Source organism: Halorarum salinum (assembly GCF_013402875.1).
Lineage (GTDB): Archaea > Halobacteriota > Halobacteria > Halobacteriales > Haloferacaceae > Halorarum > Halorarum salinum.
In genome coordinates, this window is record NZ_CP058579.1 from 333,040 (window position 1) to 349,045 (window position 16,006).

At 70.0% G+C, this 16,006-nt stretch carries 9 protein-coding genes; 4 read left to right on the forward strand and 5 right to left on the reverse strand.

All coding sequences use genetic code 11. The features are described 5' to 3' along the window. Positions 1-139: 139 nt before the first annotated feature. Positions 140-5,110: a multicopper oxidase domain-containing protein gene (locus HUG12_RS01560; protein ID WP_179267090.1), complete on the forward strand. Its 4,971-nt coding sequence runs from the start codon at positions 140-142 to the stop codon at positions 5,108-5,110. A gap of 111 nt (positions 5,111-5,221) precedes the next feature. Here HUG12_RS01560 and HUG12_RS01565 read toward each other — a convergent pair whose 3' ends face one another. The 3 genes from HUG12_RS01565 to solA form a co-directional block, all read right to left on the reverse strand. Further along, positions 5,222-6,841 (reverse strand): BCCT family transporter, encoded by a 1,620-nt coding sequence (locus HUG12_RS01565; protein WP_179267091.1) that lies wholly within the window; start codon positions 6,839-6,841, stop codon positions 5,222-5,224. A gap of 186 nt (positions 6,842-7,027) precedes the next feature. After that, positions 7,028-9,541, reverse strand: coding sequence for a GcvT family protein (locus HUG12_RS01570; RefSeq protein WP_179267092.1), 2,514 nt, complete (start codon positions 9,539-9,541; stop codon positions 7,028-7,030). 485 nt (positions 9,542-10,026) lie between these two features. Further along, positions 10,027-11,169: an N-methyl-L-tryptophan oxidase gene (solA, locus tag HUG12_RS01575; RefSeq protein WP_179267093.1), complete on the reverse strand. Its 1,143-nt coding sequence runs from the start codon at positions 11,167-11,169 to the stop codon at positions 10,027-10,029. A gap of 193 nt (positions 11,170-11,362) precedes the next feature. On the opposite strand from solA, the gene HUG12_RS01580 reads away from it, so the two are divergent. Beyond that, on the forward strand, positions 11,363-12,502 hold the full coding sequence (locus HUG12_RS01580; RefSeq protein WP_179267094.1) for an aromatic ring-hydroxylating oxygenase subunit alpha: 1,140 nt from the start codon (positions 11,363-11,365) through the stop codon (positions 12,500-12,502). An 11-nt stretch (positions 12,503-12,513) separates the two neighbouring features. Beyond that, positions 12,514-12,891 carry a hypothetical protein gene (locus HUG12_RS01585; RefSeq protein WP_179267095.1) on the forward strand — a complete coding sequence of 126 codons (378 nt, stop codon included), beginning with the start codon at positions 12,514-12,516 and terminating at the stop codon, positions 12,889-12,891. A 49-nt stretch (positions 12,892-12,940) separates the two neighbouring features. Here the strand turns inward: HUG12_RS01585 and HUG12_RS01590 are convergent, their stop codons facing one another. Continuing rightward, positions 12,941-13,591 carry a helix-turn-helix domain-containing protein gene (locus tag HUG12_RS01590; RefSeq protein ID WP_179267096.1) on the reverse strand — a complete coding sequence of 217 codons (651 nt, stop codon included), beginning with the start codon at positions 13,589-13,591 and terminating at the stop codon, positions 12,941-12,943. Positions 13,592-13,904: 313 nt separating this feature from the next. Here HUG12_RS01590 and dph5 point away from each other — a divergent pair, with 313 nt between their 5' ends. Continuing rightward, positions 13,905-14,714 (forward strand): diphthine synthase, encoded by an 810-nt coding sequence (gene dph5, locus HUG12_RS01595; RefSeq protein ID WP_179267097.1) that lies wholly within the window; start codon positions 13,905-13,907, stop codon positions 14,712-14,714. A 30-nt stretch (positions 14,715-14,744) separates the two neighbouring features. Here the strand turns inward: dph5 and artA are convergent, their stop codons facing one another. After that, positions 14,745-15,779: an archaeosortase A gene (gene artA, locus HUG12_RS01600; protein WP_179267098.1), complete on the reverse strand. Its 1,035-nt coding sequence runs from the start codon at positions 15,777-15,779 to the stop codon at positions 14,745-14,747. Between the last annotated feature and the right edge of the window lie 227 nt (positions 15,780-16,006).

The window sequence follows — 16,006 nt, forward strand, 5'->3', positions numbered from 1 at the left end:
CCCCGGTAGGTTTACAGCGGAGGGAACGAGGCCTCGCGCCTCCTGTGACCGATATACGCGCCGTACTGCCGACTAGCACTCGGGTAGGATTTTTTATAAATCCAGTTACAATGTTGTTGGATTCCGTACTCATACTCGAATGCCACCGGACAACGAAGATTGTGAGAACGAACAGCCATCTGGTAGCCTACCCGCCAACGAGCGTACCGACGGCGGGGGTAAGCACGTCTTACGCGAACTGGAGGAGGAAGGGGACGAGTCGACCTATCCGCGCCGGACGTTCCTGAAGGGAAGCGGCGCCCTCGCCGCGAGCGCGGGGCTGGCGAACGGAACCGCGATCGCGGCCGAGAACGGCCTCGCGGGCGACGTCCCCGAGGAACCCGAGGACGGGCAGGTCCGCCACTTCGAGGTCCACGCCATCGAGGTCGACCTCGTCTACAACCGCTTCGGGCTTCACCAACCCAACGCCGCGATCCTCGTGCTGAAGGAGGATCTGAAGGAGGCCAAGCGGCTCTCCGGGAAGGTCCCGTGCGCGAACAGCGTGGTCCTCCAGGACGAGCAGGAGGAGGCGTTCTGCGAGGACATCCCGAAGAAGTTGCGTGCGGACGGCGACACGCGGGTCCTCCAGCCGCTGTCGCTGCGCGCCAACTTCGGCGACGTGATCGAGGTCGAGTTCCACAACGACCTCGACCGCCGCGCGTCGATCCACCAGACTGCGCTCCCCTACGAGGTCCGGGAGTCCGACGGGATGAACGTCGGGGAGAACCCCGACACGACGGTCGCGCCCGGCGACTCCATCACCTACCGCTGGGACGCCCGCCGCCTCGGGACGCACTTCTTCCTCGACGGGGCGAACCAGGCGTACGACAGCGCCGACGAGCCCCCCCAGAAGGCGAACCTTACCGCCCGCGGCCTGTTCGGCTCGGTCTCGGTCCTCCCGAAGGGGACGACCTGGACCGACCCGTACACGGGGAAGGAGACGCAGGGTCGCGTCCAGGCCGACGTCCACGTCCCCGAGGACGTCCCGGAGGAGGCCGTCGATCGCGGCTTCGTGCCGGGCCTGAGCTACCGGCAGATCCTCCTTCACTACCACACGCCGGAGGGGATCGTGACCCGGGACGGCGATCAGCTCACGTTCCCGGACAGCGACGAACCGCAGATGGTCCACGCCATCAACTACCGCGCGGACCCCACCGGCAACCGCATCCCGCCGCTCGACGACCCGATAGAGCGGGAGGCGTTCTACAACTCGTGGGTCCACGGCGACCCCGGCGGCGGCGACAACGCCTACCCGATGTACCTCGGCGACCCGGTCAAGACCGTCTCCGTCGGGGCGTCCATCGAGGAGAACCACGTCCACCACCTCCACGGCCACCGCTGGAAGGAGACGCCGCCGGACGAGCGGTCCGACACGATCGACTCACAGACGCTGGGGCTGGGCGCGGTGTACGACGAGCCGTTCACCACGGCGTTCGGGACGGCCGACGGATCGATCGAAGACCTGGAGACGGTCCGCCCGGACATGACCTTCGAGGAGGCGTTCCGGACCGGCGCAGGCGGCGCCCACGGGAGCCCCGGCGACTACCTGTTCCACTGCCACCTGTTCCCGCACTACGGCGAGGGGATGTGGGGGCTCGTGCGCGTGCTCGACAAGGAGCGAGAGGGATTACAGAAACTCCCGGACAACGACCCGCCCATCCCCGCCGACTCCGACGTCGAGGGGTTCCCGGAGTTCATCCCCGGCGAGTTCGGCGAGGCGCCGCCGTACCCGCCGTACGGCGCCGCGGGCCTCGACGACTTCCGCGACCCGGAACCCGACGAGGAGGATGCGCTCACCCGCAACGGCGACGATATCCTCCCGGGCGCCCCCTACACTGACCCCTGCGAACCCGACATCGAGGGGTTCGAACCCGACGTCCAGATCGAGGGAATGAAACGCGACTACACCATCGTGGCGCTCCCCGCGGACGTCGTCTACAACGACGACGGCCACCACGACCCCAACGGCATCGTCTACGTCCTGGAGAAGTACCGCGAGGTCGACCCGGACACGGGGAAGGTCCTCGTCGACGAGGACGTGAACGACGTCGAACTGATAAAGGAGGGGAAGCTGAACCCCGAGCCGCTGGTCGTCCGCGCGAACGTCGGCGACTGCGTCGACGTCACCTTCAAGAACGAGGTGACCGACGAGAACCTCGCGGCCATCCCGGCCGACAGGTTCCCGGAGGGCGACGACGACGCCTTGCCCGAGAGCGTCCCCGTCGAGGAGGGCGGCAAGTCGACCCACATCCACTTCGTCTCCTACGACGTGCTCGGCTCCGACTCGCTCGCCACCGGGTTCAACTACCGCCAGGACGCCCAGCCCGGCGAGAGGAACTTCTTCCGGTGGTTCGCCGACGAGGAGGGGACCATCTTCTTCCACGACCACATCACCGGCATCGAGGACGTGATGCACGGCTCGTTCTGCTCGCTCGTGGTCGAGCCGCCGAACTCGGAGTGGTTCGATCCCTACAGCGGCGACCCCGTTCGCAGCGGGACGCAGGCCATCATCGAGAACCCCGACGGCGAGGACTTCCGCGAGTTCGCGCTCGCCTACCACGACTTCGCCCAGCTCGTCGACCGCGACGGCGAACTCGTCAACGACGACGCGGAACACAACGAGAACGCGGGCGTGATGGGCATCAACTACCGGAACACGCCGTTCCACATCCGCGACGACTGCGACCCGGCGTACGTGTTCTCCTCGTTCGTCCACGGCGACCCGTCGACGCCGCTGCTCGAGACCTACGAGGGCGACCCGGTCCGGATCCGGCTCTGGATGGGCGCCTACGAGGAGCAGCACACCTTCCACGTCAACGGCCGCCACTTCGAGTCCGAGGGCAACCATCCGGAGGAGTCGACCTCCCAGATCCTCGGCACGTCCGAGGCGTTCACGCTCGACCTGAACCCCGAGGGCGATGGGATGGAGGGGGCGGACATGGACGCGTTCACCGAGCTGGGGAACCCGGCGGGGCTACCCGTCAGGGACCACCTGTACGGCTCCCCCATCATCGACGACCTCTGGGAGGGGATGTGGGGGATCCACCGGCGGTTCGGCGCGGCGACCGACCACCTCCAGCCCCTGCCGGACCGGGGGCTCCCGGACGAAGAGATCACCGAGGAGGAGCTGAAGGAGATGGGCCACCCGGCGCCGTTCGCCGACTTCGACTGGACGGAGTTCGGGCACCGGGCGAGGCTGCTGTACGACGACGACGACGACCGGGAGTTCCCGCCTGACAAGGACGAGCGGCAGAACGACGAGATCACGGGCGACCCGCCCGAGCGGGCGCCCGACCCGGGCGACCCGTGTCCCGACGACGCGCCGGTCCGCACGTTCGACGTCAGCGCCGTCGACGCCGAGATCGAGTACAACGACCACGGCGACCGGGACGAGTTCGGGGTCGTCTACACCCTCGACGAGCACGCCGACGACGTCCGCGACGGGGACTCCCCCGTCCCGCTCACGCTCTGGGCGAACCTGGGCGACTGCATCGAGGTCAACTTCACCAACCGCGTCGACCCCGACGAGTTCGAGGACCACGCCCACCCCGAGATGCGGACCGAGCACCCCTGGGACCGGTCGAAGCGGATGTCGATGCACGCGACGCACCTGGAGTACGACGTGCTAGGTTCGGACGGCGCGACGGTCGGGTTCAACTGGGACCAGACGGTCGCCCCCGGCGAGACGATCACCTACCGGTGGTTCGTCGACGAGGAGACGCCCAGTTCCATCTTCTGGGACTACGCGGACGTCCGGAGCACCCGCCACCACGGCGCCTACGGCAACGTCATCGCGACGCCCCCCGAGGCGGAGCTGGTCGACCCGAGGACCGCCGAGCCGACGCCGCAGGGGCTCTCCACGGAGGCCATGGTGAAGACCCCCGACGGTCCCGACCAGCGCCTGGTCAACCTGCTGTTCGCGGACGCGCAGTTCATCCTCAACGAGGACGACCCCGACGACTGCGTGGTGCCGCCGGGCCACGACGAGGAGGTCGACCCGGACGACCCGTGTAACCAACTCGGCGACCCCGAGGACCACGGCTACATGGCGATCAACTACCGCGCGGAACCGTTCGTCCGGCGGTTCGAGGAGGACGACGACCAGTACCAGGTGTACGACTCCGACGTCCACGGCGACCCCGCGACGCCGCTGCCGCGCGCGCTGCTCGGCGACCCGGTCAGCCTCGTGGTGGGCCAGGGCGCCGACAAGGCCCGCGGGATCTCGTTCCACCTCGCGGCCCACCAGTGGCCCCGCTTCGAGGACGTCGACGCGTCGCCCGAGATCGGCGTCGACGACCGCCACATCGTCGGGCGGTCCGACGAGCGCGACCTCCTCGACGACGCCGGCGGCCTCGCGGAGAGCGTCGGCGACCACATCTACCAGGAGATGAAACAGCGGCGGCGCCTCGAGGCCGGCGCCTGGGGCATCTTCCGGGTGCGCGAGGACCCCGAGGACTTTCGGACGCCGGTCCAGCCGCTCCCGGACCGGGCGACGGGCATCCCGGTCGACGAGCGGATCGGCTGGGTGACCGCCCGGGGCGACCTCACCGGCGACGGGACGAAGGATCTGGTCGTCCTCGTCCCGGACAGCGTCCGCGGGTCCGAGGACGCCTCGGCGCTGTACGTGTTCCTCGGCCCGGTCGACGAGAAGTCGATCACGGACCTGACCGGCGCCGACGTCGAAGTCGTCGGGACGCTCCACGACGACGAGCACGAGCACGGGACCGCCACGGTCCGGCTGAGCGACGACCTCGGGATCGACGACCTCGACACGCTTCTGGGGCTCGTCACCGACGCCACGGTCGCCGTCGGGAACTGCGACTCCCGGCGGAAGTCGGAGAACCCGCTCTCGAAGCTCGAGTTCGACGCGGGCGAGAAACGCTCGGGCGACGTCGACGTCACGCTCGCGCGCGGTGGCGACGGCGAGAGTCGCAAGGGCGACCGGAGCGAGGAGGTCGCCATCGACGTCACGGCCGCGGACGTCGACGAGGACGGCTCGCTCGAACTCGCGATCGACCTCGAGGACGGCCCCCGCGTCGTCGTCGACGGCTGCGAGTCGCTGTTCGGGTAGCGACCCCGAACCCCCTCCGTTCTCCCCGCGACCCGGGTGGCGGGCGGTCCGAACCGGAGTTCGGGTGATCTCCACGACGGGGCGGCGGACGGCCGCCGCGGACGACGGACCTCAGTCGTCGTCCGACACGCCCGATTCGACGACCCGCTCGGAGCCGGGCATCGAGACGCCGTCCTCCTCGCGGAGGAAGATCGGCCGCCGCTTCCCGAACGCGGTCATCATCGACGCGACGGCGATCAGCGTGACGAGCGCGAACGGGCCGCCGGTGATGATGGCGGCCGCCTGCAGCGCGTCGACGCCGCCGACGACCATGAGCAGGGAGGCGAGCGCGCCGATGAGGAAGCCCCAGACGACCCGGTTGATCGTCGAGGGCCTGTGGGCGCCGCCGGTGGTCAGCATCCCGAGCGCCAGCGTCGAGGAGTCCGCGGAGGTGACGAAGAACGTGGTCACGAGCACGAGGAACATGGCCGTCAGCAGGCCGCCGAGCGGGAGCGCCTCGAACAGCGGGTAGCCCGAGGCCGCCTCGCCGAGGTTGCCGACGACGCCGAGGATGTCCGCACGACCGTTCTGCTGGAGGAAGATGGCCGTCCCGCCCATCGTGGCGAACCACGGGATGGTGATGGCCGTCGAGGCGAGCACCCCGGTCACGGCCACCTGCCGCACCGTCCGGCCGCGGGAGATGCGCGCGATGAACAGGCCGACGAACGGCGTCCACGAGAACCACCAGGCCCAGTAGAACACCGTCCAGCCGCCGACCCAGGCGGCCACGCCGGCGCCCTCGGTGGCGCCCGCGCCGGTGTAGAAGCTCATCGAGATGAACTGGTTGACGTAGACGCCCAGCGCCTCGGTTCCGAGCGCCATGATGTACCGGGTCGGGCCGAGGAGGAACGTCGCGACCATCAGCACGACGAACAGGGCCATGTTGAAGTAGGACACCCGCCTGATGCCCCGCTCGACCCCGAGCGCGACCGAGAGGGTGAACGCGACCGTCAGCCCGGTGATCACGAGCACCGTCGTCAGGTCGCCCACCCCCGTTCCGGTCGTCCACTCGATGCCGACGAGGAACTGGCTCCCGACGAGCCCCAGCGTGGTCGCGACCCCGCCCAGCGTCGCGAACACCGCGAGGACGTCGATCACCTTGGCGAGGGGGCCGTCGAGGTTGTCGAGGCCGACCCACGGGGCGAGCACCGTCGAGATCCGCAGCGGCGCGTCGTAGCGGTACGCGTAGTAGGCGATCGGGATCCCCATCACGACGTAGGCGGTCCACGCGGAGATGCCCCAGTGGAAGAACGTGTACTGGATCGCGCCGACCGCCGCGCCGGGCGTCTGCGAGTCGGCGCCGATCAGGGGCGAGACCGTGTCGTAGTGGAAGATCGCCTCGGCGGGCCCCCAGAAGACGATGCCGGCGGCGATCCCCGCCGAGTACAGCATCGCGAAGTAGGCGGGGAAGGTGAACTCGGGTTCCTCGTTCTCCCCGCCGAGGGTGATGTTCCCCCAGGGCCCGAAGATGAGGAACGCGACGAAGACGACGAGGAGGAACATGGCGAGCAGGTACGCCCACCCGAACCCCGTCCACAGGAAGTCGTTGACGCCGTTCATGAGGTTCGCGGCCGCCTCGTCCCGGAAGACGAACGCCAGGACGGCCAGCAACGAGACGACGAAGCCGACGCCGAACACGACGTAGTCCAGTTCGTCCGTGAACTCCTCCCAGGCGCCCTCGGACGCGCTCATACGACCACCCTCCGGACGCGGTCATCCGTCATGTGAACATTACCCGTGAGAGCAATTAGCATATTCCTGTATAACGGTTGACCCCGAACTACGGAGGTGTTTATTTACGGAAGGGGCAATCCGCCCCGGTATCGGGGCAGGCGGACGGCGGTCGGCGCCGGGACGGTGGCGACCGGCGCTCCCGGCTCACCGGATCAGTTTGTCGCGCTCGGGGTCGAACAGCGGTTCCTCCCGGACGGTCGCCGGGTAGCGCTCGTTCCCGTACTCGACCTCGACGGACCGACCCGGGTCGGCGTACTCGGCGGGCAGGTAGGCGTAGACGATGCCGGCGTCGACGGTGTAGCCGTAGTCGGCCCGGCAGCCGTAGCCGAGCGCCTCGTCGCCGTCGAGCACCGGGTGGCCCGCGTCGACGACCGCCCCCTCCTCGTCGAGCGTGATCGGCACCAGCTTCCGGTCGACGCCGCGGTCCCGGGCCGAGAGGAGCGCCTCGCGGCCGAGGAACTCCGTGTCGAGGTCCACCGCGAAGCCGATGCCGGCCTCGTACGGGTCGTGCTCGGGAGTGAGGTCGCTCCCCCAGAGCCGGTAGCCCTTCTCCAGGCTCGTCGAGTCGAGCGCCGCCCACCCCATCGGCACGACGCCCTGTTCCTCGCCCGCCTCCCGGACGGCGTCCCACAGCCGCGCCCCGTACTCGGTCGGCGTGTAGATCTCCCAGCCCAGTTCGCCGGCGTACGACAGCCTGAGCATCGTGACCGGGAGGCCCCCGAGGTACGTCTCCTGCACCGAGTAGAACGGGAACGCGTCGTTCGAGAGGTCGGCCTCGACGACCGGGTCGAGCACGTTCCGCGCGTCGGGGCCCCAGACGCCGACGCCGGCCGTGTCCGAGTCGTGGACGGCGACCGAGACGGAGCCGTCGTCGGGGGCGTGCTCGCGGATCCAGCGGGAGTGCAGCGTCGCGGAACTGCCGCCGCCGGTGAACAGCAGGTAGCGGTCCTCGGCGAGTCGGCTGACCGTGAGGTCCGCGAGGACGCCGCCGTCCTCGTTGCACATCGCGGTGTAGCGCATCCGGCCGGGGGAGACGGCGACGTCGTTGGTCAGCAGCCCCTGGAGGAACGACTCGGCGCCCCGGCCGGCGACCTCGATCCCCGTGAAGGTGGTCATGTCGAACATCGCGACGCCGTCCCTGACCGCGAGGTGCTCGACGCCCTGTGCCTTCGACCAGTGCCGGCCGCGCCAGCCCGGGCGGCCCGGGACGTCGTACTCCGACAGGAGCTCCTCGTTGGACTCGTACCACTGCGGCACCTCCCAGCCGCCGCTGTCGTAGAACGCCGCCCCGAGGTCGTCCTGCCGGTCGTGGAACGGGCTGCGCCGGAGCCCCCGCTGGCCCGTCGGCTGCTCGCGCGGGTGGACGAGCTGGTACACCTCCCGGTACTGCTGGCCGCCGCGGCCGTAGGTGAACTCCCGGCTGCCCGCGTGGGGCTGGAACCGCGAGACGTGCGCGCCCGTCGCGTCGACCCGCTCGCCGTCGAGCCGCGGGACGCCCTCCTCCATCCAGTTGGCGACGACGCTGCCCGCGCCGCCCGACTGGGTCACCCAGACGGCGAGCGCCCACCAGAGCCCGTCCACGTCCTCGTCGGGGCCGAGGATCGGCATCCCGTCGGGGGTGAACGAGAACATCCCGTTGATCCGGGAGTCCCACCCGCAGTCCTCGAACGCCGGGACGAGTTCGCTCGCGGCGTCGCGGGCCGACCGGTCGTGGTCGGGGTGGGTGTTCTCGCGGAAGTGCTCGGCGGTGAACTCGCGGAGCGACGGGTACTCCAGCCCGAGATCCTCGAGCCGTTCGGGGCCGTGGATGTCGGCCGGGTCCACCAGCAGCGGTTCGTGGTTGTACGAGCCGACGCCGTACCGCTCGCCGTGCTGGCGGAAGTACAGCGAGTAGTCCTGGTGGCGGAGGATCGGCTGTTCGATCTCCCGATCCGCGCCCGCGAGTTGCTCGAACTCCTCGGAGACGAGGTACTGGTGGGCACACGGCACCAGCGGGACGTCCGTGCCGACCATGTCGCCGAACAGCGGGCCCCAGATGTTCGTCGCGAGCAGCAGGTCGTCGCACTCGACGCGGCCGCGGTCGGTGACGACGGCCGCGACCTCGCCGTCGTCGACCTCCACGTCGGTCACCTCGGTGTTCCCGACGAAGCGGTGGCCGGCCCGCTCACGGGCGCGCTCGGCCATCGTCTCTGAGGCGTCGACCGCGTGGGCCTTGCCGTCGGACGGGAGGTAGTAGCCGCCGTGGATCACGGACTCGTCGATCTGGGGGACGAACTCGGCGACCTCCTCCGGGGAGAGGAGCCGCCCGCCCGTCAGCCCGTGGGCCCGACCCCACTCGCGCTTGCGCTCGAGGAAGTCCATTCGGTCCTCGGTGTAGGCGACCTCGATCCCGCCGCTCGTCCGGAAGTCGCCGAAGCCGTCGTACAGATTCCGGGTGTAGGCGGCCATCCGCGACATCAGCCTGTTTCCGGTCGTCTGGAACACCAGCCCGGGCGCGTGGGAGGTCGAGCCGCCGGTCTCGTACAGCGGCCCCCGGTCGAGGACGAGGACGTCCTCCCGGCCGAGGCGGGCGAGGTGGTAGGCAGCGCTACAGCCCACACAGCCCGCGCCCACGACGACGGTTCCCGCCCGATCGGGGAGCGTGGTCCCTGTGCTCATGTAACACGAACCGATGGCGGCCCGGTCCCATATGTCCCCGCCTGAACTATCTGTGGGTTATAGAAGCGGCGGCGCTCGGGGGGACCCGAGGAGTCGACGAACGGCCGGGGGTTCGGTCGGGACGACGACGGGGGAGCCGTGTGGCGCGCGACGGCCGCGCCTCCGTGCGCGGCCGACGACGCGCGAGGGGCGAGCATCGCAGGCGAGCGACCGGAGGGAGCGAGCCGAGACGCGCAGGCGGTTGGGGAGGGTGAGGATGCGGTGGGTGGGACTGAAAGGGGCCGCGGCTGTCGGCGAAGGAACGGACCGCCAAGCACCGCAGCGACCGGAGGGAGCGAGGAGCGCAGCGGCCGTACCGAGTCGACAGCCGCGGGGGCTTTCGGGAACTGCTTGACGCCAAACGGACCGACCCAAGAGCCGAGTGCCACGAGGGCTTTCGGGCACCCCTCCACGACGACCCCACCGGCTTCGAAGCCGAAACCGAACTACTCGAACCGATCGAGCCCGAACATGTCGATCGGGTGCTCGCTCTCCCCGTCGACGGCGAGATCGGCGAGCACCTCGCCGACGACGCTGGCGAACTTGAAGCCGTGTCCCGAGAAGCCCGCGCCGACGGCGACCTGCGGGTGCTCCGGGAGGGTGTCGAGGACGAAGTGCTCGTCGGGGGAGTTCGTGAACATGCACGTGGCCAGCCGCATCGTCGGGCCGGCCCCCTCGGGGAAGTACTTCCCCGCGAAGTCGCGCAGGAGGAGTTCGTCCGCCCGCGACGGCTCCGTCTCGTGGTCGTCCGGGTCGACCCCCTCGCCGAGGTGGTGGTACTTCCCGAGTTTGAACCCGGGGACGTCGTAGACGGGGAGCCCGTAGAACCGTCCCTCGGGCGTCGCGAGGTTCCAGACGGGGAAGGCGTCGGGGTCGAACAGCGCCGGCGTCTCAGGCTGGAACCACGCGAGCACCTGCCGTTCGGGGACCGCGAGCCCGTCCAGCGCGTCCGCCAGTTTCGCGTTCCACGCGCCCGCGGCGAGCACGAGGCCGTCGGCGACGTACGTCCCCCGGTCCGTCCAGACCCGGACGCCGCCGTCGGGCGTCTCCGCCCAGTCGCGCACCGACTCGCGCGCCCTGATCTCCGCGCCGGCGGCCTGGGCGGCCCGGACGTGGCCGATTATCGCCTGCTCGGGGACGACGAACCCGCCGTCGGGCTGGTAGAGCGCCCGGTACTCCGCCGGGAGATCGTAGCCGGGGAACCGGTCGTTCACCTCCGCGCCCGTCAGCACCTCGTGGGGGATGTCGTGCTCCTCGCAGGAGCGGCGCGACCCCTCGAAGACCACGTCCCCCTGCGGCCCGGCGTCGACGGAGCCGGTCCGGTGGATGACGGGTCGGCCGGTCCGCTCGGCGAGGTCGTCCCAGAGGTCGTAGGCCCGCTCGACGAGCGGGATGTAGGAGGGGTGCTCGTAGTAGGCCCGGCGGATGATGCGCGTGATGCCGTGCGAGGAGCCGCGCGCGTGCGGGACGTCGTAGCGTTCGAGCCCCAGCACGTCGTGGCCCCGGTCGGCGAGGTGGAACGCCGTCGCGCTCCCCATCCCCCCCACGCCGACGACGACGACGTCGTACCGCTCGTCCGTCTCGTCCATGACCCGTGTCGGTTACTCGGCCCCGCTCTTGACGGTTCCCCACCATTATCTCGGACCCTTAAGGCGCGTCCGTCCGGCGGCGTCCCTCGGGACGGAAACCGCCCGACTCCGACGCGGTCGGTTCGGGTGGTACTTATAGGTGCGTAGCATTTCTGGTGAAGACTTACCCGGGAATCGTGGGATAGTGTAGCACATGACGCGATGGAACGACGGGTCCGACCGAGTCGAGGCCGTCAGCCCCGACATCACCGAGGAGACGAACGCGCTCCCGACGCGGTACTTCACCGACCCCGACGTGTGGGAGATGGAGAAGGAGAAGGTGTTCGGGACGTACTGGGTGTACGCGGGACACGTCAACTGCATCCCCGACACGGGCGACTTCTTCACCCGGACGGTCGGCGACAGGCAGGTCATCGTCCTCCGCGACCACGACGGGGAGGTGCGGTCGTTCTACAACGTCTGTGCCCACCGGGGCTCCGAGATGGTCGAGGACACGCCGATGACCGACCCGGGGAACGCGCGGCGCATCAAGTGCCCGTACCACCTGTGGACGTACGACCTCGACGGCGACCTCGCCAGCACGCCGCGGAGCTTCGAGCACGCCGGGATGAACGCGGACCTCGAGGACGAGGACGTGCGGGAACTCGACCCCGAGGCGAACGGGCTCAGGGACGTCGCCACCGAGCGCATCGGGCCGTTCGTGTTCGTCAACTTCGACGACGACCCCCTCCCGCTCGCCGAACAGGCGGCGGGGCTGAAGGAGGAACTGGAGGCGCTCCCGCTCGGCGAGTACGAGCACGCCCGCCGCATCGTCTCGGAGGTCGAGTGCAACTGGAAGACGTTCGGCGGCAACTACTCGGAGTGCGACCACTGCCAGGCGAACCACCAGGACTGGATCGAGGGCATCTCGTTGAACGAGTCGGAGCTGGAGGTGAACGACTACTATTGGGTGCTCCACTACACGCACGCGGAGGACGTCGACGACGAGCTCCGCATCCACGACGAGCACGAGGCCAAGTTCTACTACTTCTGGCCCAACTTCACCGTCAACATGTACGGCACCGCCGACGGCTACGGGACGTACATCATCGACCCCATCGACGAGGGGCGGTTCCAGCTCGTCGCGGACTACTTCTTCGAGAGCGCCGAGTTGAGCGAGGAGGAGGAGGAGTTCGTCCGCACGAGCAGGCAGCTCCAGGAGGAGGACTTCGAGCTGGTGGAACGGCAGTACCGCGGCCAGAACGCCGGCGCGCTCGGGCAGGCACAGCTCGGACCGAACGAGCACACGCTCCACCGGTTCCACCGGCTGGCACAGGAGGCGTACGACGCCTAGGGGAGGACGGGATGAGCGAGCGAAACGAGCGGAACGGGCGAGGCGGGCCGGCGTTCGTCGCCGGGTGTCCCTCGTGTGACACCCGCGTGGCGACCGACGAGCCCAACGAGGTCGTCGCGTTCCAGCGCCGCCATCGCGCGATCACGGGCCACGACGCCGAGATGGAGCGGGCCGAACTATCCGTCGACGGCGTTCCCGAAGAGGGGGGCGTGGAGGCGGTCGTCCGCGCCATCCAGCCGTCGTTCGATCGGGGGGTCCCGCTCGGCGTCGTCGCGGCGGCGATGAGCCGGCGGGGGGCCACCGTGGGGGAGACGCTCGAGGCGGTCCACGAGGCCCGGATGCGAGGGGCGCTGTACGAACCGCGCGACGACCACCTCGGCGCGGTCTAGCCAGTCGCCGCTTCGGCGCTCGGAACCGCGGCGGCCACCCCGGCGCTGGTCAGTCCTCGTCCTCGATCAGCATCGTCTCGACGAGTTCGGCGGACCCGCGTCGAATGCGCCCGCCGACGGCGGTCGGCGAGATGTCGAGCAGTTCCGCGACGTCCGACAGCGATGCCCCCCGCGGCTCGTCGAAGTAGCCCTCCTCGTAGGCAGTCACCAGCGCGGTCCGCTGGGCCGACGTGAGGTTGGTCGGCCGCCCCTCCGTCCACCCCTCCCGGCGGTACATCTGGGCCAGGTCGAACGAGATCCCCTCCTCCTCGCAGTACTCCCAGAGTTCGGCGAGCGTCTCCCGGTCGGGGAACTGGAGCCGGATCCGCCACCCGTGGGAGGTGCTCGTGGACTCGAGCGTCAGCCCGCCGAGTTCCACGGTCTTCGGCGAGACGAGTTTCGTCCCCGGGCCGTGACGCATCCGGTAGATCCGGGCGGAGTCGGACGAGGAGACGTGGCTCCACTCGCTCACCGTGTGGTCGTCCTCGAGCGCCGCGTCGAACGACTCGTCCGCGTCCTCGACGAGGAAGAAGAACATGCCCGTCCGCGGGTCGGTCGCCGACTGCGGGATGACCGTGATGGACGCCTCCGGGCAGGCGCGGATCGTCGGCGTCAGCGCGAGGTCGGGGTGGGAGACGTCGCCGACCGCGATGAGGCTCACGGCCGAACCCTCCCGCCACGGTCCGTCCCCGACGCGCGGCGCGCGCGAGCACCCGTCCCCGACGACCGCGCCGCGGGACGCCGTGAAACCGAACCCGACGCGCGATACCCTCGTTGAGACATACGAGTGTCATGGGAAACGGGCCATTTCAAGGTTCCCGCGATAGAGGTCGATTAACGGACGGGTTCGAGGCGCCGACGGCACGCCGCGGTTCCGAGCCGCCACGGCCGCTCGAAACGCCGCGCGCCGGTCGCGCTCGCCGGGGCGACCCGCAAACGAAACCGGGAAACGCCCCGCCGCCCCACAGCCGCCAATGCTCACCTTCGTCGGCCTCGGCCTCTACGACGAGCGCTCCGTCACCGTCGAGGGACGGGAGGCGCTCCGGGCGGCGGATCGGGTCTTCGCGGAGTTCTACACCAGCCGGCTGGTCGGCGCGAGCGTCGCCGACCTGGAGGCGTACCACGGCGTCGGGATCGAGGTGCGCGACCGGGCGGGCGTCGAGCGGGATCCCGAGCCGATCCTCGAGGCCGCCGAGTCCGCCGACGTCGCGTTCCTGACCGCCGGCGACACGATGATCTCGACGACCCACGTCGACCTCCGGATGCGGGCCGCCGAGCGCGGCGTCGACACGCGGGTGATCCACGGCGTCACCGCCCAGTCGGCCGCATCCTCGCTGACCGGCCTCCAGAACTATCGCTTCGGGAAGGCGGTAACGCTCCCGTTCCCGTACGCCCACGGCGCCGAGGGGCTCCCCGCGAGCGTCGTGGACGGCATCGAGGACAACCGCGAGCGGGGGCTCCACACGCTCGTGTATCTGGACATCAAGGTCGCCGGCTCCTCGCCCGCAGGGCCCGCCGAGGGCGAACCGGACGAGTTCATGACCGCGAGCGAGGCCGCGGGGATGCTCGCGGCCGACTGGGACCCCGACGCGATCGGCGTCGCGATCGCGCGCGCGGGCAGCCCGGACCCCGTCGTCGCCGCCGACACCCTCGCGACGCTCTCGGAGCGGGACTTCGGCGCGCCGCTGCACATGCTGGTGGTGCCGGGCGAGGTCCACCACCTCGAGGCCGACGCGCTGGCGACGCTCGCGGGCTGTCCGGCCGACGTCCTCCCGGAGTTCTGATCCGGTACGAAGCGGAGGGGAGCGGACGGGTTACAGCCGCCCCGACTCCGACCCGCCAGCGGGTTCGGCCGGCAGATCGACCGAGCCGTGGAGGTCGTACTCCTCGTCGGTGACGAGATACAGCACGTCCTCGACGACCGTCAGCAGTTCGGGGAGTTCCCTGACCACGAGGTAGGTGATGCCGACGAGCGCGACGACCGCGAGCACCTGGCTGATGACCCGGTCCGAGAGGAAAAAGGACACCATGTACGGGTCGGAGGAGCCGAACAGGAACAGCACCTCGTCGACGAACACCTGGAGGTACTGCTTCCCGAAGGCGATGCCGATGAACGTCGTGCGCAGCAGGTTCAGCGCCCAGATGGTCGGGATGGAGACGGCGAGCGCCCGGAGCTTTCGGGGGAGGGGGGCGCGCACGGCGGAGATGAGCCCCACGAAGATGGCCATGCTCCCCAGCCCGGTGCACGCGAGCACGATCTCGAAGACGAGTTCGTGGCCGCCCCCGGTCGTGAACCGGTAGGCGTTCGCGTAGCCGAGGACGGGCCCCTCCACGAGTTCGGGGTGGTAGCCGAGCAGTTCGATGAGCGCGCCGGTCTGGACGGTGACCGCCCGAATGAGCAGTTCCTTCGGGGCCGGGAACGTGGTCCCGAACAGCGAGACGGGCGGGACGGTCTCGAACGGGAGGTACACCAGCCCCATCCAGCCGACCGACCGGGAGAGGACGAACAGCGAGTCGCGACCCGTCAGGAGCAGTTTCGCGACCGACAGGCAGGCGGGCACGGCCGCCAGCGCGAGGATCCCCTCGACGTAGCTCTTCTGCTCGAACGCGAAGTGGGGGAACAGCACGAGCCAGAAGGCGGCGAACAGCGCCCACGCGCCGGCGACGACCGCGCGGCCCGTCCGCTCGTGGCCCGCCGGCAACCGACCCGAGCGGGCGGCCCACTCGACGCCGGCGCCGCCGAGGAACGCGAGCACGACGACCCAGGCGAACGCGTCGGTGTAGCCGTTGGGGGCCGCGAGGACGGCCTCGCGGGCGGGGGCGAACGCGCTCCCGACGGCGCTCTGCATGTGCGGGGGATGGCCCGGGTCCGGTAAAGCCCTTGTCCTGTCGGGCGGTTCGAGGGCGGCCGCGACGCGGCGGTGACGGCTTCAACGAGCGCGTTCAGCGGGGCTAAGTCGTGACTTCGACCGGTCGTCAGTAGGCGATCCGTAACGGAAACGGCTCGAGGGCGGTCCCGCCGCTCGCCGGTGGAGCGCGTCGAAAGAATGGGTCCGCAGTTCCGCGTGAAGCGGAA